Annotated in this window: 21 protein-coding genes and 1 pseudogene; 15 read left to right on the top strand and 7 right to left on the bottom strand. The window is 60.1% G+C overall.

The genetic code is table 11. From position 1 onward, the window contains the following. The first annotated feature begins 107 nt into the window (after positions 1–107). The 8 genes from metG to VQ575_RS06170 all read left to right on the top strand — a co-directional run bounded on the left by metG (position 108) and on the right by VQ575_RS06170 (position 6,895). Positions 108–2,153 carry a methionine--tRNA ligase gene (gene metG, locus VQ575_RS06205; protein ID WP_045156725.1) on the top strand — a complete coding sequence of 682 codons (2,046 nt, stop codon included), beginning with the start codon at positions 108–110 and terminating at the stop codon, positions 2,151–2,153. Positions 2,154–2,280: 127 nt separating this feature from the next. Then, positions 2,281–2,853, top strand: coding sequence for an Rnf-Nqr domain containing protein (locus VQ575_RS06200; RefSeq protein ID WP_039591766.1), 573 nt, complete (start codon positions 2,281–2,283; stop codon positions 2,851–2,853). Next, positions 2,850–3,872, top strand: a complete 1,023-nt coding sequence (gene rsxB, locus VQ575_RS06195) for an electron transport complex subunit RsxB (RefSeq protein WP_039591765.1) — start codon at positions 2,850–2,852, stop codon at positions 3,870–3,872. Before VQ575_RS06200 ends, rsxB begins: the two co-directional genes overlap by 4 nt. Further along, on the top strand, positions 3,859–4,845 hold the full coding sequence (locus VQ575_RS06190) for an RnfABCDGE type electron transport complex subunit D (RefSeq protein ID WP_045156728.1): 987 nt from the start codon (positions 3,859–3,861) through the stop codon (positions 4,843–4,845). The genes rsxB and VQ575_RS06190 overlap by 14 nt, the downstream gene beginning before the upstream one ends. Then, the gene (locus VQ575_RS06185; RefSeq protein WP_325919279.1) at positions 4,842–5,453 is read left to right on the top strand and encodes an RnfABCDGE type electron transport complex subunit G; all 612 of its coding nucleotides are present in this window, start codon (positions 4,842–4,844) and stop codon (positions 5,451–5,453) included. The genes VQ575_RS06190 and VQ575_RS06185 overlap by 4 nt, the downstream gene beginning before the upstream one ends. Then, positions 5,446–5,973 (top strand): Rnf-Nqr domain containing protein, encoded by a 528-nt coding sequence (locus tag VQ575_RS06180; protein WP_325919277.1) that lies wholly within the window; start codon positions 5,446–5,448, stop codon positions 5,971–5,973. The genes VQ575_RS06185 and VQ575_RS06180 overlap by 8 nt, the downstream gene beginning before the upstream one ends. Next, complete coding sequence (nth, locus tag VQ575_RS06175) at positions 5,970–6,608, top strand: endonuclease III (RefSeq protein WP_039591761.1); 639 nt, start codon at positions 5,970–5,972, stop codon at positions 6,606–6,608. The genes VQ575_RS06180 and nth overlap by 4 nt, the downstream gene beginning before the upstream one ends. Before the next feature lie 107 nt (positions 6,609–6,715). Continuing rightward, a complete protein-coding gene (locus VQ575_RS06170; protein ID WP_039591759.1) occupies positions 6,716–6,895 on the top strand; it encodes a PA3496 family putative envelope integrity protein in 180 nt (59 codons plus the stop codon). Between the two features lie 51 nt (positions 6,896–6,946). On the opposite strand, the gene VQ575_RS06165 is transcribed toward VQ575_RS06170, so the two are convergent. Continuing rightward, the gene (locus VQ575_RS06165; RefSeq protein WP_039591757.1) at positions 6,947–7,573 is read right to left on the bottom strand and encodes a response regulator transcription factor; all 627 of its coding nucleotides are present in this window, start codon (positions 7,571–7,573) and stop codon (positions 6,947–6,949) included. A gap of 473 nt (positions 7,574–8,046) precedes the next feature. On the opposite strand from VQ575_RS06165, the pseudogene VQ575_RS06160 reads away from it, so the two are divergent. Beyond that, positions 8,047–8,278, top strand: a pseudogene (locus tag VQ575_RS06160) (hypothetical protein); the annotation flags it as partial. A gap of 175 nt (positions 8,279–8,453) precedes the next feature. On the opposite strand, the gene VQ575_RS06155 reads toward VQ575_RS06160, so the two are convergent. Together VQ575_RS06155 and VQ575_RS06150 are read right to left on the bottom strand one after the other, a co-directional pair. Beyond that, positions 8,454–9,671 (bottom strand): argininosuccinate synthase, encoded by a 1,218-nt coding sequence (locus VQ575_RS06155; RefSeq protein ID WP_024779511.1) that lies wholly within the window; start codon positions 9,669–9,671, stop codon positions 8,454–8,456. Positions 9,672–9,798: 127 nt separating this feature from the next. Next, positions 9,799–10,800 carry a flagellar protein MotY gene (locus VQ575_RS06150; protein ID WP_039591756.1) on the bottom strand — a complete coding sequence of 334 codons (1,002 nt, stop codon included), beginning with the start codon at positions 10,798–10,800 and terminating at the stop codon, positions 9,799–9,801. Positions 10,801–10,988: 188 nt separating this feature from the next. Between VQ575_RS06150 and pyrC the strand changes: the two genes are divergently transcribed. Both pyrC and rnt read left to right on the top strand, forming a co-directional pair. Then, complete coding sequence (pyrC, locus tag VQ575_RS06145) at positions 10,989–12,035, top strand: dihydroorotase (RefSeq protein WP_039591755.1); 1,047 nt, start codon at positions 10,989–10,991, stop codon at positions 12,033–12,035. Beyond that, complete coding sequence (gene rnt, locus VQ575_RS06140; RefSeq protein WP_039591753.1) at positions 12,032–12,709, top strand: ribonuclease T; 678 nt, start codon at positions 12,032–12,034, stop codon at positions 12,707–12,709. The genes pyrC and rnt overlap by 4 nt, the downstream gene beginning before the upstream one ends. A gap of 95 nt (positions 12,710–12,804) precedes the next feature. Here the strand turns inward: rnt and VQ575_RS06135 are convergent, their stop codons facing one another. Next, entirely contained in the window at positions 12,805–13,407 is a 603-nt protein-coding gene (locus VQ575_RS06135) for a peroxiredoxin (RefSeq protein ID WP_039591751.1), read from the bottom strand. Between the two features lie 286 nt (positions 13,408–13,693). On the opposite strand from VQ575_RS06135, the gene VQ575_RS06130 reads away from it, so the two are divergent. Then, the gene (locus VQ575_RS06130; RefSeq protein ID WP_039591750.1) at positions 13,694–13,912 is read left to right on the top strand and encodes a bacterioferritin-associated ferredoxin; all 219 of its coding nucleotides are present in this window, start codon (positions 13,694–13,696) and stop codon (positions 13,910–13,912) included. Positions 13,913–14,109: 197 nt separating this feature from the next. Then, positions 14,110–14,583 carry a bacterioferritin gene (bfr, locus tag VQ575_RS06125; RefSeq protein ID WP_025215180.1) on the top strand — a complete coding sequence of 158 codons (474 nt, stop codon included), beginning with the start codon at positions 14,110–14,112 and terminating at the stop codon, positions 14,581–14,583. Between the two features lie 126 nt (positions 14,584–14,709). On the opposite strand, the gene grxD is transcribed toward bfr, so the two are convergent. The 3 genes from grxD to VQ575_RS06110 form a co-directional block, all read right to left on the bottom strand. Then, positions 14,710–15,051, bottom strand: a complete 342-nt coding sequence (gene grxD / locus VQ575_RS06120; RefSeq protein WP_030140761.1) for a Grx4 family monothiol glutaredoxin — start codon at positions 15,049–15,051, stop codon at positions 14,710–14,712. A 100-nt stretch (positions 15,052–15,151) separates the two neighbouring features. Continuing rightward, positions 15,152–17,260 (bottom strand): molybdopterin oxidoreductase family protein, encoded by a 2,109-nt coding sequence (locus VQ575_RS06115; protein WP_198723862.1) that lies wholly within the window; start codon positions 17,258–17,260, stop codon positions 15,152–15,154. A gap of 131 nt (positions 17,261–17,391) precedes the next feature. Next, on the bottom strand, positions 17,392–17,679 hold the full coding sequence (locus VQ575_RS06110) for a hypothetical protein (RefSeq protein WP_030140763.1): 288 nt from the start codon (positions 17,677–17,679) through the stop codon (positions 17,392–17,394). 399 nt (positions 17,680–18,078) lie between these two features. Here VQ575_RS06110 and argF point away from each other — a divergent pair, with 399 nt between their 5' ends. Continuing rightward, positions 18,079–18,999, top strand: a complete 921-nt coding sequence (gene argF / locus VQ575_RS06105; RefSeq protein ID WP_039591744.1) for an ornithine carbamoyltransferase — start codon at positions 18,079–18,081, stop codon at positions 18,997–18,999. Next, positions 18,996–20,105 (top strand): ABC transporter ATP-binding protein, encoded by a 1,110-nt coding sequence (locus VQ575_RS06100; RefSeq protein WP_325919275.1) that lies wholly within the window; start codon positions 18,996–18,998, stop codon positions 20,103–20,105. Before argF ends, VQ575_RS06100 begins: the two co-directional genes overlap by 4 nt. Positions 20,106–20,126: the final 21 nt, after the last annotated feature.

Below are 20,126 nucleotides of genomic sequence, written 5' to 3'. Positions count from 1 at the left end.
TGCTCTGCTGCTCCCGGCAATGCATCCCGAAACAGCCCTGAAGGGTGAAAAAAAGCCGCCAGCGCTTTATAGTGGCCGACCTCCGTTTCATCAAGTAGCCGAGCCCCATGTCCGAGCCACGCAAGATCCTCGTCACCAGCGCCCTGCCCTATGCCAATGGTTCGATTCACCTCGGCCATATGCTGGAATACATCCAGACCGATATGTGGACGCGCTTCCAGAAGCATCGCGGCAACCAATGTATTTATGTCTGCGCCGACGACGCCCACGGTTCGGCCATCATGCTGCGCGCGGAAAAAGAAGGCATCACCCCGGAACAACTGATCGCCAATGTCCAGGCTGAACACAGCGCCGACTTTGCCGAGTTCCTGGTGGACTTCGACAACTTCCACTCCACTCACGCCGAAGAAAACCGTGAGCTGTCGAGCCAGATCTACCTGAAGCTGCGTGATGCCGGGCATATTTCCACCCGTTCGGTTACCCAGTATTTCGACCCGGAAAAGAAAATGTTCCTGGCCGACCGCTTCATCAAGGGCACCTGTCCGAAGTGCGGTACCGAGGACCAGTACGGCGACAACTGCGAGAAATGCGGCGCAACCTACGCACCGACCGACCTGAAAGACCCGAAGTCGGCGATTTCCGGCGCAACCCCGGTGCTCAGGGACTCCCAGCACTTCTTCTTCAAGCTGCCGGACTTCCAGCAGATGCTGCAGGCCTGGACCCGCAGTGGCACGCTGCAGGACGCGGTCGCCAACAAGCTCGCCGAGTGGCTCGATTCGGGCTTGCAGGAATGGGACATTTCCCGCGATGCGCCGTACTTCGGCTTCGAGATTCCCGGCGAACCCGGCAAGTATTTCTACGTGTGGCTGGACGCGCCGATCGGCTACATGGCGAGCTTCAAGAACCTTTGCGACCGCACGCCGGACCTCGACTTCGATGCGTTCTGGGGCAAGGATTCCACCGCCGAGGTGTACCACTTCATCGGCAAGGACATCGTCAACTTCCACGCGCTGTTCTGGCCGGCCATGCTCGAAGGTGCCGGCTTCCGTAAACCGACCGGCATCAACGTCCACGGCTACCTGACCGTCAACGGCCAGAAAATGTCCAAGTCCCGCGGCACCTTCATCAAGGCGCGGACCTACCTGGACCACCTGTCGCCGGAATACCTGCGCTACTACTACGCGGCCAAGCTCGGCCGTGGCGTCGACGACCTGGACCTGAACCTCGAAGACTTCGTGCAGAAGGTCAACTCCGACCTGGTGGGCAAGGTCGTCAACATTGCCAGCCGTTGCGCCGGGTTCATCCACAAGGGCAACGCGGGTGTGCTGGTGGCCGGTAACGCCGCGCCGGAACTGACCGACGCCTTCCTCGCCGCCGCGCCAAGCATCGCCGATGCCTACGAGAACCGCGACTTCGCCCGTGCCATGCGCGAAATCATGGCCCTGGCCGACCGCGCCAATGCCTGGATTGCCGACAAGGCGCCGTGGTCGCTGGCCAAACAGGAAGGCAAGCAGGACGAAGTCCAGGCCATCTGCGCCCTGGGTATCAACCTGTTCCGCCAGCTGGTGATCTTTCTCAAGCCGGTGCTGCCGCTGCTGGCGGCCGATGCCGAAGCGTTCCTGAACGTTGCACCGCTGACCTGGAACGACCACCAGACCCTGCTGAGCAACCATCAGCTGAACGAGTTCAAGCCGCTGATGACCCGCATCGATTCCGCAAAGGTCCAAGCCATGATCGACGCATCCAAGGAAGACCTGGCCGCCAGCCAGACCGACACCGGCGCCCCTGCCGGCAACGGCGAACTGGCCAAGGACCCGCTGTCGCCGGAAATCGACTTCGATGCCTTCGCCGCCGTTGACCTGCGCGTGGCGCTGATCGTCAAGGCAGAGGCCGTGGAAGGCGCCGACAAGCTGTTGCGCCTGACCCTGGACATCGGCGATGAACAACGCAACGTGTTCTCCGGCATCAAGAGCGCCTATCCGGACCCGGCCAAGCTTGAAGGCAGGCTGACGATGATGATCGCCAACCTCAAGCCACGCAAAATGCGTTTCGGTATTTCCGAGGGCATGGTGATGGCGGCAGGCCCTGGTGGTGAAGAAATCTACCTGTTGAGCCCTGACAGCGGCGCCAAGCCGGGCCAGCGGATCAAGTAACGCGACTGCACGCGACACCGATCCCACAGTCGCTATCGAGCGACTGTGGGATTTTTCATATCTGGCCCACCCTCACGGTGTGCCGGATAATGCCTAATCTTGTCACAGGCCCTGTCGCCCCATACCCATGACCGAAATCCTCTTATCCCTGTTGAGCGCGGCCCTGATCAACAATCTGATGTTGCATTGGCCGCTGGGCGTCGATCCGCTGCTGGCAGCCAAGGGTAGAAGCCAGGTACACGCCCTGGGCCTGGCGACGGCAGGCCTGATGCTCTGTGTCGGTACCCTGGGCTATCTGGTCGATCAATGGTTGCTGGTCCCGGCTGACCTGGCATCACTGCAATTATTGGTTTGGCTGCCCCTGAGCGTCTTGCTGATCGGGCCAGTGCTACGGCTGCTGGGGCGCTGGCTGCCCATGCTGCCGTTCGCCGGCTTGTGGCCGTTGCTCCTCGGCAATGCCGCCATACTGGGCGTCACGCTACTCGTCAGCCGGGAGGCCACGAGCCTTGGCCAGGCCATGGCGACCAGCCTGGGTGCCGGCCTGGGTTTCTGGCTGGTGCTGAGTCTGTTTGACGACTTGCAACAGCGCATCCTCGACAACGATATTCCGTTGCCTTTCCGGGGGCTGCCGATCCAGCTGATCTGTGCCGGCCTGATGGCAGTGGCTTTTCTCGGATTGCACGGGCTGGTCAAGACATGAACCTGATCCAACACATCGACGCCTTGCTTCCGCAGACTCAATGCGGCAAATGCGGCCACCCCGGCTGCAAGCCATACGCCGAAGGCATCGCCCAAGGCGAACCGATCAACAAATGTCCACCCGGCGGACGGGAAACCATCGCAGCCCTGGCCGAGCTGATGCAGGTACCGGTGCTGGAGCTGGACACCAGTCGCGGCTCGGCGCCGGCACAGATCGCGTTTATCCGCGAAGCCGAATGCATCGGCTGCACCAAGTGCATCCAGGCCTGCCCGGTGGACGCGATCGTCGGCGCGGCGAAACTGATGCACACGGTTCTCATCGACGAATGCACCGGCTGTGACTTGTGCGTGGCGCCTTGCCCGGTGGATTGCATCGAGATGCGGCCACTGCCGATGACAACCGTAACGCCGGTCGTTGGCGGGTTGGCCGCCAGCGACGAAGAACGGCAAGCACGAACCATCAAGCGCAACCATGCTCGCCGACGTTTCGAACAACGCACCGCCCGTCTGCGTCGTGAGGAAGAGCAGCGTCAAGCCGAGCGCCTGGCCAGAATCCAGCGAAACGCCCAACAAGCCCAGGTACAGCCACTCGATCCGGTCCAGGCCGCATTGGAGCGAGTACGCGCGCAAAAAGCCGCCACTGCGGATGCCGCACTGAAGAAAGCCAAGGTCGATCTCGCCATGAGCCGGGCGCAGTTGCATAAATCCTTGAGGGCGTTCGGCCACCCGCCAACCTTCGAGCAACAGTCACAGTTGATCATGCTGCAACGCCAGTTCGAAGCGGCCGAACAGGCGTTGGCCCGACTGGTTAGCACTGCGTCGCCTGCCACGCCCGCACCGGCACCGCCCCCGCCACCGGCAAATGACGTCGAACTGAAGCGGGCCAAGATCCAATTGGCGATGCGGCGCGCCGAACTCAGCAAAGCCCGGGCTGCCGCGGCCTCCCAAGACCAACTGCAAGCCTTGGAGCAAGCCGTCAGAGACGCCGAACAGCAGGTGGATGCCCATGCCACTCGCTGATCCGCTGGACGAGCGTCTACGCCATGCAATGCGTCGAGTCCTTCTCGCCACGCTGCCCGGCGCGCTGGCCTCGATGTGGGTCTTTGGTTGGGGTGTGTTGCTGAACCTGATGTTGTCCGGTCTCACAGCGCTGGCGATCGAGGCGCTGGTATTGCGTTTGCGGCGAAGGTCTCTCGAACCTGACCTGCGCGACGGCAGCGCATTGGTCAGCGCCACGTTGCTCGCCCTGGCCTTGCCGGCGTACTGCCCTTGGTGGCTGACCGTCACGGCGGTCGCCTGCGCCTTGTTGTTGGGCAAGCACGTTTGGGGTGGGGTCGGCAGCAATCCGTTCAACCCGGCAATGCTCGGGTATGCCTTGGTGCTGGTGGCATTCCCGCAGCACATGAGCCAATGGCCAGCGGCCCATGGCCTGGGCCTGGCCGACGGTCTGCGTCTGGTCGCCGACATTGGCCAGCCCCCCGATGGATGGGCCGGCGCCACCGCGCTGGATAGCCTGCGGATCAACACGAGCCTGACGATCGACGAGCTGTTTGCCAGCGACCCGGCGTTCGGCCGCTGGGGTGGGCACGGTGTCGAGTGGGTCAGCCTGGCGTTCCTTTTGGGCGGCCTGTTCCTGCTGCAACAACGGGTATTTACGTGGCACGCCCCGGTGGGCATGCTAGCCAGCCTGTTCACGATCAGCCTGTTGTTCTGGAACGGTTCGGGCTCGGACTCCCACGGTTCGCCACTGTTTCATCTGCTGACCGGCGCAACCATGCTCGGCGCGTTTTTTATCGTGACCGAACCCGTGTCGGGTGCCAGGGCTCCGCTGGCGCGTTTGTTGTTTGGCGCAGGCGTGGGATTGCTGGTCTACCTGATTCGCACCTGGGGTGGCTTTCCGGATGGAGTGGCGTTTGCGGTGCTGCTGATGAACCTCGCCGTGCCGGCCCTGGAGCGCTTCGTCGACGCACGACAAAGGCGCCCGCTGACATGAAGAATACCGCAGGCGTTGTGATCCTGGTGTTGCTGGGCGGCCTCGCCGTAGGCGCCACGTACCTGACGCAAATCAGCACCGCTGGGCGCATCGAGGCGCAGCGCCGAGCTATCGCCACCCGGACCTTGCTCGACGTACTGCCGAGCGACCGCTATGACAATCAGCCTTTGGCGCAACCTGTCATTGCAACCCCGGTAACGCTGCCCCGCAGCACATTGCTGGGCGCTTACCGGGCAACTCGCGAAGGGGCGCCCAGCGCCGTGTTGCTACGCAGCCAGGTACTGGGCTACGAGGGCACCATCGAATTATTGATCGCTGTGGATCCGGCAGGACGAGTGTTGGGCGTAAAGACCCTGCGCCAGTCGGAAACTCCCGGCCTGGGCGCGGGGATAGCGGGCTGGCCGAATGCCTGGCTGCAAACGTTCCATGGCAAGTCGCGCCAGGCGCCTGCCGACGAGGGGTGGGCATTGAAAAAGGACCTCGGCCAGTTCGATCAGTTGGCTGGTGCGACGGTGACATCCAGGGCGGTGCTCCAGGCCGTGCACGATACGTTGCGTTACTTCGACGAGCACAAGGCTCAGTTGACCGGAGCGACCAGCCATGAATGACTCCCCCTCCTGGCCGCGCGCCCTGGTCCTCGTGCCCGTGGTCGGCGCCAGTGACTCGCTGATCAATGCGCTGATCCTTTGGCTCGCCTGGGTTGTGATCAGTTTCGCCCACGGCTCGACAATGGCGCTGCTGAGACCACGCCTTACAGCCTGCCAGCAACTCATTGCATCCATCGCCGTGGCCGCCGCCATGACCGCCTGCGCGGACCTCCTCGCACAAGCCTGGATATTGGAGCGGCATGGCGCGTTGGCCGTGTATATCGGATGGATCGCATTGAGCTGCGTGGCGCTGGAACATACCGCTACCGAGCGACGCATGACGGTTCATCTCAGGTTGGCGGGACAATTCGGCCTGCTGGTTATCATCCTGGGCGCTTTGCGCGAGCTGATAGGCAGAGGCGTGCCATTGGCCTTGATCGTCCCCGGCGGATTCATTTTGCTCGGCCTGTTGCTCGCTGCCTATCAAGCCTTGATCGGCACCAAAACCCGTTCAACCCTAGAGGAAACGCCGCGCCCATGAACGCCGCAAAACGTCTGGAAATCTTTCGTCGCTTTCATGAAGACAACCCGGAGCCAAAGACCGAACTGGCCTACTCCTCCCCTTTCGAACTGCTGATCGCGGTAATTCTCTCGGCCCAATCCACCGACGTCGGTGTCAACAAGGCAACGGCCAGACTCTTCCCGGTGGCCAATACGCCGCAGGCGATCCTTGCCCTGGGCGTCGAAGGGCTGTCCGAGTACATCAAGACCATCGGACTGTTTAACAGCAAGGCGAAAAACGTGATCGAAACCTGTCGCCTGCTGATCGAGCGACACGGCGGTGAGATCCCCCAGACCCGCGAAGAGCTGGAAGCCCTGCCGGGCGTCGGCCGCAAGACTGCCAACGTGGTCCTCAACACCGCGTTCCGGCAGTTGACGATGGCGGTCGACACCCACATTTTCCGCGTCAGTAACCGGACTGGGCTCGCCCCGGGCAAGAACGTAGTGGAAGTGGAAAACAAGTTGATGAAATTCGTTCCCAAGGAATACCTCCTGGATTCCCATCACTGGCTGATCCTGCACGGACGTTACGTCTGCCTGGCCCGCAAGCCCCGCTGCGGGAGCTGCCGGATCGAAGATCTATGCGAGTACAAGCACAAGACATCTGACGATTGATGCGCTATTGCTTTTGTTTATCCTTCGATTGAAAAAATCTTTTTTACCCGCCGATGGTTTATCGATATAAGGGGCGCCAATGGCAGTCTTAGCCTGGAGTCGAACCCATGAGCACTGGCAAAGAACAACTGGATGTAGAAGACGATTTCGTCGCCGTCGAGGCTGACGAAGTGGAACCTGTGGTGGAGGTTGCAAAAACCAACCTGAGCAAACGCCGCACCATCGACAACCTGCTGGAAGAGCGCCGCTTGCAAAAGCAACTCGCCGACTACGACTTCGATCTCTGACACGTAAAGCCTCCCGCATGGAGGCTTTTTATCGTGTGAGAGGCCTGGCGTTCACACCAATCCATTTCGCTGTGCCAGTTCGATCAGGTCGACCAGCGAACGGGCGTTCAGTTTCAACAACAGGCGAGTCTTGTAGGTACTGACGGTCTTGTTGCTCAGGAACATCGCGTCTGCTATTTCCTTATTGGTCTTTCCACGAGCCAGTTGCTGCAAGACCATCATTTCCCGCCCAGACAGACGATTCACCATCTCGGACTCGCTGGCATTTCCGAGTGTTGAACGTACCGTATGCAGTGCCTGGTTGGGAAAGTAACTATAGCCTGACAACACGGCCTTAATCGCACTTAACAATTCCGTCAGATCCTGCTGTTTGCAAACATAGCCCGCCGCCCCTGTCTGCATACAGCGCATCGAAAAATGCCCGGGTGCCTGGGAGGTCAATACCAGCACTTTCACGGGCGAAGGATTGACGGTCAAGCGTGCGATGACTTCCAGCCCATCCAACTTCGGAATTCCAATATCCAAGATAACGATATCGGGCATTTGTTCTCGGGCGATCTGTAAGGCATCAACGCCATTATCCGTTTCGGCGATAACTTCATATCCATGACGCTCCATTAGCAAACGTACAGCAAGACGAATGACGGGGTGATCGTCCACGATCAGCACTTTATTCATGGGCACATCCAATTTCGCTGTTCGAATTTTTAGAGCACGCACAATAGCCTAGTCATTTCTTCCTTGGCATGCCGTTGCTCGTGAGCGCTCGCAGCGAAAGACGCAACCTACAAGCAATACAGATTTTTCCTACAAATTATCTGCAAAATAATGTGCCGTGAAATTTTCCACGAGGCTAACGCCATAAATCCGACATGCCGACCTCGCATGAATGAGGGGATCCTTCTCGGAAAAACAGAAGGTGTTTCAACGCATGCCGCCCTTGTATTTTTATAAATAGTAACGGATTTAATTTCATACAAACGGTAAAAATTTCACTCAATGGAATGAGTTTCTGTATAAAAAAGACAGCGCCCGGAGGAATTGGACAAGACCGACCTGATTGTCTTTTTTGACTGATCACCCTTTCGGGCGGCCGCTAATAAAACCAAAACTTTAATCAATGAGCATGTAATTACCCATGAGCATCCATCATGAACAAATTAAAAAAGACCGTCATCAACCCAATGACGCTTATTGCCATACTTGCAAGTTTGTCGGAAACATCCGCAGCGATATCCTTGCCGTTCCTGGACAGCGACGATCGTGACTGTTACGTCTGGTTCCTGATCGGTTTTCCCTTTTTCCTATCGTTGTTGTTTTTTCTGACGCTCAATTTCAACCACCGCGCTCTGTATTCACCTTCAGAATTCCCCAAAAGCAAACAGGTCAAGAAAGGCAGGCATGGCTCCGCCGGCAGGCGCCGCTATGCGTTACGAAGGGAAAGGGAAAAACGCAGTCACTTGGTCCGTCTGCGTCGAAGGAGGAAGCCGTGAGCATTGCTCTGGAAGGGGAGATAAAAAAACGGCCTGCTCATGCAGGCCGTTTCCATTGGAGCGGATCAGAACAGCTTGCGACCCTTGTTCGCCGCGATGCGCATGCGCAGGGCGTTGAGCTTGATGAAGCCGGCCGCGTCTGCCTGGTTGTAGGCACCGCCGTCTTCTTCGAAAGTCGCGATATTGGCATCGAACAGCGAGTCGTCGGACTTGCGGCCGGTCACGATCACGTTGCCCTTGTACAGCTTCAGGCGCACGACACCGTTCACGTTGACCTGGGAGGCATCGATCATCTGTTGCAGCATCAGGCGCTCCGGACTCCACCAGTAGCCGGTGTAGATCAGGCTGGCGTACTTGGGCATCAACTCATCCTTCAAGTGAGCCACTTCGCGGTCCAGGGTGATCGATTCGATCGCCCGGTGGGCACGCAGCATGATGGTGCCGCCCGGAGTTTCGTAGCAGCCACGGGACTTCATGCCGACATAGCGGTTCTCGACGATGTCCAAGCGACCGATGCCGTGTTCGCCACCGATGCGGTTCAAGGTCGCGAGCACGGTGGCCGGGCTCATCTCCACGCCGTCCAGCGCGACGATATCGCCGTTGCGATAGGTCAGTTCCAGGTATTGCGGAGTGTCGGGAGCCTTCTCCGGGGAGACGGTCCAGCGCCACATGTCTTCTTCGTGCTCGGTCCAGGTGTCTTCCAGCACGCCGCCTTCATAGGAAATGTGCAGCAGGTTGGCATCCATCGAATACGGGGATTTCTTCTTGCCGTGGCGCTCGATCGGGATCGCGTGCTTCTCGGCGTAATCCATCAGTTTTTCACGGGACAGCAAGTCCCATTCACGCCACGGTGCAATGACTTTCACGCCCGGCTTGAGGGCATAGGCGCCCAGCTCGAAACGCACCTGGTCGTTGCCTTTGCCGGTGGCGCCATGGGAAATGGCGTCGGCGCCGGTTTCGTTGGCGATTTCGATCAGGCGCTTGGCGATCAACGGACGGGCGATGGACGTACCCAGCAGATACTCGCCTTCGTAAACGGTGTTGGCGCGGAACATCGGGAACACGAAGTCGCGGACGAACTCTTCGCGCAGGTCATCGATGTAGATCTCTTTGACGCCCATGGCCTGGGCCTTGGCGCGTGCAGGCTCGACTTCCTCGCCCTGTCCCAGGTCAGCGGTGAAGGTCACCACTTCGCAGTTATAAGTGTCCTGCAGCCACTTGAGGATCACCGAAGTGTCCAGGCCGCCGGAATACGCCAGAACGACCTTGTTTACGTCCGCCATGCCATCACTCCACGGGTTGTACGGAAAGCCGGGAAGTCTAACGTCCAGCGCGGATAATTTACAGAGGCGCGACAGCTTATGACGACGAAGCGACAGATTATGTCGAGTGCGCGACGATCAGGCCGGCTCAGGAAGTACGTGCAGTCGCTCCGGCAGGCGCAGCCGCCTTGGTCGGGGCAACCGGCGTCGGCGTCTTGCCCGGCGCAGCAGCGGGCGCCACGGCAGGTGCCGCCGGCGTTGCCGCAGGAGCTGGCGCCTGTGGGGCCGGCGCCTGGGTGGGGGCTACCCGCTCCAGTTTTACCAGCACGCGCCGGTTCTTGGCCCGGTTGGCTGCGTTGGTATTGGCAACCAGCGGATAACGCTCGCCGTGGAAGCGCACGGTGAATTGGGACTCCTGGAAACCGTTGGCCTTGAAGAAATCCTGGACAGCCAGGGCTCGGCGACGCGACAACTCGCGGTTGGTCAGGCGGTTGCCACTGTTGTCGGAGTGGCCATCGAGCTCGACATGATTGACGCTCGGGTCCGCCTTGATGAAGTCGAGCATGACCTGCAACTGGGCCTTGGCCTGGGCGTCAAGCTCGGTACCCTCGCCAGGGAAGCCGATCTGGGTTTGCTTGATCTGCTCGAAGTTCTTCGGCAAGAGTTTCGCTACGCAGCCCTGGTAATCATTGAACGCCTTGTTGAAGCGCACGGGCAGCAACCGAACCTCCGACACCCGCCCGTCCTCGGTGTTGCGTCGCACTACGGGACTGCGACCTTCCATCAGCCCGCTGATCAAGCGGCCGGCCTGTACCTGGGAGCTGTTGAAAAGCACATCGCCGCTGCCGATCCTGACCGAGCCCAGGTTGATATCGCCCCGCCCGGGCTGCCAAGGCGCCGCGGCCGCCAGCAACGTCGCAGAGCCGCCGCCGAGCATCGGATTATAGGCCTTGAGCCGGAACGTGGCCTGCTCGCCCGCCTTGCGCACGAACTCGCCACTGCCGAAATCGCTGATCGGCTGGCTCAGCCGACACTCGAACTTGTCGCCTTCGACCGTCCACTCGATGCTCTCCAGACGGGTCTGGAAAGTGAGCGCCATCGCAGGAAGGCTGGCAAACACACTGAGCAAGGCTAGATAACGCTGGCGCACGGGAGGCTCCACTGGCTTTTATACGGAAATCGAGAAACGCTGGGCATGCTGCTTGGCCGGGACACGGCACGAAATGCTGGCACGCCTGAAGGGGCTATCGGTAACTTGCGGCAAAACTTGATAGCGGGTGCCCGGATCGGTCTTTTCCGGTAGCATTCCCCCGAGATTTACCCGCCTGGAAGCCCCCCATGTCCGACCGCCTGACCCTGCTGCGTCCCGACGACTGGCATATTCATCTTCGCGATGGTGCTGTGTTGACCCATACCGTCGCCGATGTCGCGCGCACTTTTGGCCGCGCTATCATCATGCCAAACCTGGTTCCGCCCGTGCGCAACGCCGCCGAGGCCGATGGCTATCGCCAGCGCATCCTGTCGGCACGCCCGAAAGGCAGCCGCTTCGAACCGCTGATGGTGCTTTACCTCACCGACCGCACCCAGCCCGAGGAAATACGCGAGGCCAAGGCCAGCGGTTTCGTGCACGCGGCCAAGTTGTACCCCGCTGGCGCCACTACCAATTCGGACTCTGGCGTCACCAGCATCGACAAGATTTTCCCGGCGCTCGAGGCGATGGCCGAAGTCGGCATGCCGTTGTTGATCCACGGTGAAGTGACCCGGGGCGACGTCGATGTGTTCGACCGCGAGAAGATTTTCATCGACGAACATATGCGTCGCGTCGTCGAACGCTTCCCGACGCTGAAGGTGGTCTTCGAGCACATCACCACGGGTGATGCCGTGCAGTTCGTCAACGAGGCTTCGGCCAATGTCGGTGCGACCATCACCGCGCATCACCTGCTGTACAACCGCAACCACATGCTGGTGGGCGGGATCCGTCCGCACTTCTATTGCTTGCCGATCCTCAAGCGCAACACCCATCAGGAAGCCTTGCTGGATGCGGCCACCAGCGGCAGCGCCAAGTTTTTCCTCGGCACCGACTCGGCGCCCCACGCCCGTCATGCCAAGGAAGCCGCTTGCGGTTGTGCTGGTTGCTATACCGCCTACGCGGCCATCGAGATGTACGCCGAGGCGTTCGAGCAGCGCAACGCCCTGGACAAGCTCGAAGGCTTCGCCAGCCTGCACGGTCCACGTTTCTATGGCCTGCCGGTGAACACCGATCGTATTACCCTGGTTCGCGACGAGTGGACCGCCCCCGCCAGCCTGCCGTTTGGCGAGCAGACTGTCATCCCGCTGCGCGCCGGTGAAAAACTGCGCTGGCGCCTGCTGGAGGAAAACGCGTGAGTGAAGATCATTTCGACGACGAACTGGACGGCAACGGCGGCTCGGGCGGCGCGCGCCACCCGATGGCTGCTCGCTTCCGGGGTTATCTGCCGGTCGTGGTCGACGTAGAAACCGGCGGTTTCAACTCGGCCACCGATGCGCTGCTGGAAATCGCCGCGACCACCATTGGCATGGACGAGAAAGGCTTTGTCTTCCCCGACCACACTTACTTCTTCCGGGTCGAACCGTTCGAAGGCGCCAACATCGAAGCGGCAGCCCTGGAGTTCACCGGGATCAAGCTCGATCACCCGCTGCGCATGGCGGTCAGCGAAGAAACCGCGCTGACCGACATCTTCCGTGGCGTGCGCAAGGCGCTGAAAGCCAACGGTTGCAAGCGAGCGATCCTGGTGGGTCATAACAGCAGTTTCGACCTGGGCTTCCTCAACGCGGCCGTTGCGCGCCTGGACATGAAGCGCAACCCGTTCCATCCCTTCTCCAGCTTCGACACGGCGACCCTCGCGGGCTTGGCCTACGGCCAGACGGTATTGGCCAAGGCCTGCCAGGCGGCGGATATCGACTTCGATGGCCGTGAGGCTCACTCGGCCCGCTATGACACCGAGAAGACTGCCGAGCTGTTCTGCGGCATCGTCAACCGGTGGAAAGAGATGGGTGGCTGGCAGGATTTCGACGACTGACATACGGCTGGATCCAGCTCTTTGTGGCTAGGTGATTCAGCCACTCATAAAAAAACCGGCCCATCGAGGGCCGGTTTTTTTTATGCCAGGTGCGCTTACAGCTTGTCGCTGTGCTCGCCCAGGTAAGCGGCAACGCCTTCAGGCGATGCGGTCATGCCCTTGTCGCCTTTTTTCCAGTTGGCCGGGCAGACTTCGCCGTGCTCTTCGTGGAACTGCAGGGCGTCAACCAGACGGATCAGCTCTTCCATGTTACGACCCAGCGGCAGGTCGTTGATGATCTGCGAACGAACCACGCCTTTGTCGTCGATCAGGAACGCACCACGGAAGGCCACGCCACCTTCGGACTCCACGTCGTAGGCCTTGGCGATTTCGTGCTTCATGTCGGCAGCCATGGTGTATTTCACCGGGCCGATGCCACCGGCATTGATGGCGGTGTTGCGCCAGGCGTTGTGGGTGAAGTGCGAGTCGATCGAAACAGCGACCACTTCAACGTTGCGTGCCTTGAAGTCGTCCATGCGGTGATCCAGTGCGATCAGCTCGGATGGGCAAACGAAAGTGAAGTCCAGCGGGTAGAAGAACACCAGGCCGTATTTGCCTTTGATGGCCGAGGACAGGGTGAAGCTGTCAACGATTTCGCCGTTGCCGAGGACGGCAGGAACGGTGAAGTCAGGGGCTTGTTTGCCTACGAGTACGCTCATTGGATATCTCCTGGTGTAGTAACGTGAAAACAAGGTCCGCGCCAGCCTGCCACCCTCAGGCGACAGCCCTGTGACACGAACCCGCTTTGCAAGGACCGACCATCATACACCGCAGGTTTGGCCTGTCCTCAACGGTTTTTTGGCGGCCCCTGAAAATCCGTTGCCCTAGCCAATGGCAGCCGCTCGACACCGTTCGTCAAGGAGCCCTGGAAACCACTTTGACAATCATTCTCGTTAACATTAAGATCCGTCCCAATTGAGTCACAACCAGCGACGGTTATCACTTATGTATGTATGCCTCTGCACTGGCGTCACCGACGGACAAATCCGCGAAGCGATCTATGAAGGTTGCTGCAGCTACCGGGAAGTCCGCCAGGCCACCGGCGTAGCCAGCCAATGCGGCAAATGCGCCTGCCTGGCCAAGGAAGTGGTGCGTGAAACCCTCGCCAAAGTTCAGACCGCCCAAGCCTCTATCCCTTATCCGGCGGAATTTACTGCCGCATAAAACCAGTTGTTCAAAGAACCGGACTCAATGTCCGGTTTTTTTATGCCTGTAAATCAAGTGCTTAGCTTCCAGACGCGGAACACAAACATTCTTATTCCGATTAATTTTCATTTATTATTCAATAACTTAGGTTTGACACTCGTAATTGCTCGGCTCAAACTCCGCCTTATACACAGCTATCAGGGCAGGCCCTCACCATGAAAGGCGACATTACAGTCATCCAGCATCTCAACAAGATCCTCGCCAATGAGCTGGTCGCGATCAATCAATACTTCCTGCATGCTCGCATGTACGAGGATTGGGGCCTGAACAAGCTGGGCAAGCACGAGTACCACGAATCCATCGACGAAATGAAACACGCGGACAAGCTGATCAAGCGCATCCTGTTTCTCGAAGGCCTGCCGAACGTCCAGGACCTGGGCAAGCTGCACATCGGCGAACATACCCGCGAAATGCTCGAGTGCGACCTGCGCATCGAACGCACCGGCCACGCCGACCTGAAAGCCGCCATCGCCCATTGCGAAACCGTTGGCGACTTCGGGAGCCGTGAACTGCTGGAAGATATTCTCGAATCCGAGGAAGAACACATCGACTGGCTGGAAACCCAATTGGGCCTGATCGACAAAGTCGGTCTCGAGAATTACCTGCAATCGCAGATGGGCGAAGAATAAGCGTCCCGACAGCAAGCCACTAAAAAGCCCCACCCTCTTTCGAGGCGCGGGGCTTTTTGTTGCCTGATGGCCAGGCCCGCACAAACCGATGTGGAAGAGCTTGCTCCCACAAGGGCCTGGGGTAGATCAGGCTTCGGACTTGTTCGCCGCTGCTGCTTCTACAGCTGCCTTGATCGTGGTCTGCAGAGAACCATCAGCCGCCATCTCGGTCATGATGTCGCTACCGCCGATCAGCTCGCCACCCACCCACAGCTGTGGGAAGGTTGGCCAGTTGGCGTACTTGGGCAGGTTGGCGCGGATTTCCGGGTTCTGCAGGATGTCCACGTAGGCGAACTTCTCGCCACACGCCATCACCGCCTGAGCAGCCTTGGCCGAGAAGCCACATTGAGGGGCATTCGGCGAGCCTTTCATGTAGAGCAGGATAGTGTTGTTGGCAATCTGGTCTTTGATCGTTTCGATGATATCCACGGAGCACCTCGGCTTGAACTTTTGCGACTTCAGTTGTCGACACGGTGGCGCATTGTAACGGAAAGCCGAGCACCCTGCTCGGTCCGCCCCAAGGACAATTTTACGCAGCCGCCACCTTCACCGGAACCCCGTTCAGCGCCGCATTGCCGGACAATTCGTCGAGCTGGCGGTCATCGGTCAGGTCGTTGGCGCTTGACCCAGGCTGCCCGCTGGCGATGGTCATCTGCACGCCCGGACGAGCATGGCCCCAACCGTGGGGAAGACTGACCACGCCTTTCATCATGTCCGCACTGCCCTGCACGTCCACCTCGATTACGCCGACCCGGGAACTGACCTTCACGCGCTGTCCATCGATAAGGCCCCGGCTGGCAAGATCTTCGGGATGCATCAGCAACTGGTGACGCGGCTTGCCCTTCACCAACCGATGAAAGTTATGCATCCAGGAATTGTTGCTGCGCACATGGCGACGGCCAATCATCAGCAGCTCGTCTGCTGCCGGCGCACGCAACGCGGCAAAGCGCGCCAAGTCGGCGAGGATGACAGCGGGCGCGGCCTGCACCCGGCCGTTTTCAGTTTTCAGCCGGGGTGCCAGATTGGGCTTGAGCGCACCGAGATCGATGCCGTGGGGATGGTCGAACAGCGTCGCCAAGGACAACTTGTACGGCGACGCATCGCCATACATCCCGGCCCGCAGGCCCAAATCAATCATCTGTGCCGGCGGCATGGTCGGCTTGAGCTCCTTGCCGGTCCGGGCGGCAAAGGCTTTGGCCAGGCCGACAAAAATCTCCCAATCGTGCAGCGCCCCCTCGGGCTTGGGCAGGATGGCCCGGTTGAAACGACTGACGTTACGCACCGCGAACAGATTGAAGGTGGTGTCGTAGTGATCATTCTCCAGGGCCGAGGTGGACGGCAGGATCAAGTCGGCATAGCGCGTGGTTTCGTTGATGTACAGGTCGACGCTGACCATGAATTCAAGCCCGTCCAGCGCTTGCTCCAATTGCCGGCCATTGGGCGTGGACAGCACCGGGTTGCCGGCCACGGTGACCAGCGCTCGGATCTGCCCATCGCCCTCGGTGAGCATTTCTTCGGCGAGGGTCGATACGGGCAGCTCGCCTGCGTATTCAGGGCGCCCGGATACTCGGCTTTGCCAGCGATTGAAGTGCCCGCCCGAAGTCGTTTTCACCAAATCCACCGCCGGCTCGGTACACAGCGCCCCGCCTACTCGATCAAGATTGCCGGTCACCAGGTTGATCACTTGGATCAGCCAGTGGCACAGCGTACCGAAAGCCTGGGTCGACACCCCCATCCGGCCGTAGCACACGGCCGACGGGGCGGCCGCGAAATCTCGGGCCAATTGGCGGATCTGCTCGGCAGGAACCCCACAGAGCGGGCTCATGGCGTCCGCCGAGAAGGGCGCAACGGCGTGGCGCACCTCGTCGAGACCGTCCACCGGCAGGTGACTGTCCCGCGTCAGTCCTTCGCTGAACAAGGTGCCGAGCAGGCCAAACAACAACGCGGCATCGCCGCCAGGGCGTACGAAGACATGCTGGTCGGCAATCGCCGCCGTCTCGCTGCGGCGGGGATCGACCACCACTACCCGGCCGCCCCGCGACTGGATTGCCTTCAGCCGCTTTTCCACGTCCGGCACGGTCATGATGCTGCCGTTGGAGGCCAATGGATTGCCGCCCAGGATCAGCATGAAATCGGTGTGATCGATGTCCGGTATCGGCAGCAGCAAGCCGTGACCGTACATCAGGTGACTGGTCAGGTGATGGGGCAATTGGTCCACCGAAGTCGCCGAGAATCGGCTACGGGTTTTCAGCAGGCCGAGGAAATAGTTGCTGTGGGTCATCAGCCCATAGTTGTGCACACTCGGGTTGCCCTGATACACCCCCACCGCATTTTGGCCGTGGCGTTCCTGGATGGCCGCCAGACGCTCGGCCACCAAGGCAAAGGCGTCGTCCCAGGCAATGGGCTGCCACTCGCCACCCACTCGTTGCATGGGCTGGCGCAGGCGGTCCGGATCGTTCTGGATATCCTGCAACGCCACTGCCTTGGGGCAAATGTGTCCACGACTGAAACTGTCCAGCGGATCCCCCTTGATCGAGGTGATCGCCAAGCCTTGGCCTTCGGTTTCGGTGGTTTCGAGGGTCAGGCCACAGATGGCCTCGCACAGGTGGCACGCACGGTGGTGGAGGGTCTTGGTCATGGCCAGCCTCTGTTTTATTCGTAGCGGGCACTTTCGGCCGCGGGAATAAAACTATGGCGCCTGAACTTGCACAGCGCCAGCGACGTTCGTCCTGTGAATCGCCGGGCATCAGGCCCGCCGATGAACCGCTATCAGGGCTGCTCGGGAGGAGGCGCCAGCAATTGGATTTCCTCGATGGTTTCCACTTGCTCCTGGGCAATGGGCACCCCGGTCAATTCGCCGATCAACCGCCAGTGCTCGTCGAGCCCACTGCTGATCGTAGCCATCCGGTCGATCATCCGGCGACCCGCGGCCTTGGTCACTTCGTCATCGCTGCGCAGCAACTCGAATGACATGGACGTCACCGAAGCGGTCAGGTGCGTCAGGGAACGCGCCGTCAGCCCCAACAGTTCCATCAGTTGTTGCTCTTTCAAATCCATTTCGGGGCTCCTGCGGCTCGGGGTTCATTTATAACCCAGGCCCCTGCATTAGGAAATATTTCACTTTGCACACCAGACCGGCGACCCGGACAGCGGTCAAAAACCAACCGCCAGCTATCCCGTGCCCGCCCTGCTCGATTGCCAAGCGGCGCGACGCCAGTGTACAAATGAACCCGCTGCTGTCAGGAAACCGGCCTCAACCGCGTCAGTGCAACTCTGCATTGGCCTCGCTGAAATCCCTTATAACCGTAGCCCTATTGGTAAGACGCGACATTTAATGTCAATATCGCGCCTTCCCCTATTTCGTCGCCCCGTGCGGCTTTTGCCGCAGGTCTCGCCCGTTTTTCCATTAAACAAGGCTTTGAGTATCTGCGGTCTGTTACAAAAAGGTAGTCAATCATGAGCGCAAGGCACTTTCTCTCCCTAATGGATTTCACGCCCGATGAGTTGCTCGGCGTGATCCGTCGAGGCGTGGAGCTCAAGGACCTGCGTAAGCGCGGCGTACTGTTCGAGCCCTTGAAAAACCGTGTGCTGGGGATGATTTTCGAGAAGTCATCGACCCGCACGCGCATCTCTTTCGAAGCCGGCATGATCCAACTGGGCGGCCAGGCGATTTTCCTGTCGCCTCGCGACACCCAGCTGGGCCGTGGCGAGCCGATCAGCGATTGCGCCATCGTCATGTCGAGCATGCTCGACGCCGTGATGATCCGTACCTTTGCCCACAGCACCTTGACCGAGTTCGCGGCTCATTCCCGCGTGCCGGTGATCAACGGCTTGTCCGATGACCTGCACCCCTGCCAGCTGTTGGCCGACATGCAGACATTCCTCGAGCACCGCGGCTCGATCCAGGGCAAGACCGCCGCCTGGATCGGTGATGGCAACAACATGTGCAACAGCTATATAGAAGCGGCGATGCAATTCGATTTCCAGTTGCGCATTGCATGCCCTGAAGGCTATGAGCCGGATGCAGGACTGATCGCCAAGGCCGGGGATCGAGTGTCGCTCGTCCGGGATCCGAAGCTGGCCGTGGCTGGCGCGCACCTGGTGAGCACCGACGTCTGGACCTCCATGGGCCAGGAAGAGGAAACCGCCAAGCGCCTCAAGCTGTTCGCGCCGCTGCAGGTCAACCGCGCCCTGCTCGACCTGGCGGACCCGGAGGTGCTCTTCATGCACTGCCTGCCCGCCCATCGCGGTGAGGAAATCAGCGCCGACCTGCTGGATGACCCGCGCTCCGTGGCCTGGGACCAGGCAGAAAATCGTCTGCATGCACAAAAGGCCCTGCTCGAATTTCTCGTCGAGCCGGCGTATCACCACGCATGAGTCATTCCTTGTTATTGAATCTGCACAACCTGGCCTGCGGGTACCAAGGCCAGCGAGTCGTCCAGAACCTGAATCTGCACCTCAATGCCGGTGACATCGGCTGCCTGCTAGGCTCCTCCGGGTGCGGCAAGACCACGACCTTGCGGGCCATTGCCGGCTTCGAGCCGGTACACGAAGGCGAGATCCAGCTGGCCGGGGAAACCATCTCCCGCGCGGGTTTTACCCTCGCTCCGGAAAAACGTCGCATCGGCATGGTGTTCCAGGACTACGCGCTGTTCCCACACCTCAGCGTCGCCGAGAACATGGCCTTTGGCATTCGCAAACATCCTGACAAGAACCGTGTGGTCGAAGAACTGCTGGAACTGGTCAACCTGAAGAACCTGGGAAAACGTTTCCCCCATGAGCTCTCCGGAGGCCAGCAACAACGCGTGGCCCTCGCCCGGGCCTTGGCGCCGGAACCGCAATTGCTGCTGCTCGACGAACCCTTCTCCAACCTCGATGGCGAGCTGCGGCGCAAGCTCAGCCATGAGGTGCGGGACATCCTGAAGGCGCGCGGCACCAGCGCGATCCTGGTGACCCATGACCAGGAAGAAGCCTTCGCGGTGAGTGATCACGTCGGGGTATTCCGAGAGGGTCGGCTGGAACAATGGGATACGCCCTACAATCTTTATCACGAACCCCTGACGCCCTATGTCGCCAGTTTCATCGGCCAGGGTTACTTCATTCGCGGCCAACTCGATAGCCCGGAATCGGTGCAGACCGAATTGGGGATGCTGCGGGGTAACCGGGCCTATACCTGGCCCATCGGCGGCGCCGTGGATGTACTGCTGCGCCCGGACGACATCGTCTATGCGCCGGACAGCTCGCTCAAGGCAACCATCGTCGGCAAGACCTTCCTTGGTGCTTCAACCTTGTATCGCCTGCAATTGCCGACCGGCGCGCAACTGGAATCAATTTTCCCGAGCCACGCCGACCATCAGGTCGGAGCGACCGTGGGTATTCGCGTGGCGGCCGAACACCTGGTGCTTTTCCAGGCCTCGGGTAGCACGGCAGCTCATCTGCCGCCGATGGAAAGCGGCGTGCGGCGGCACGGCACCACCAGTTAAGGGTGGAAGAAACAATCTGTG

It is taken from the genome of Pseudomonas frederiksbergensis (assembly GCF_035751725.1).
Lineage (GTDB): Bacteria > Pseudomonadota > Gammaproteobacteria > Pseudomonadales > Pseudomonadaceae > Aquipseudomonas > Aquipseudomonas frederiksbergensis_A.
Note: the sequence above shows the minus strand (reverse complement) of the source record. Positions and strands in the feature narration are given on the sequence as shown.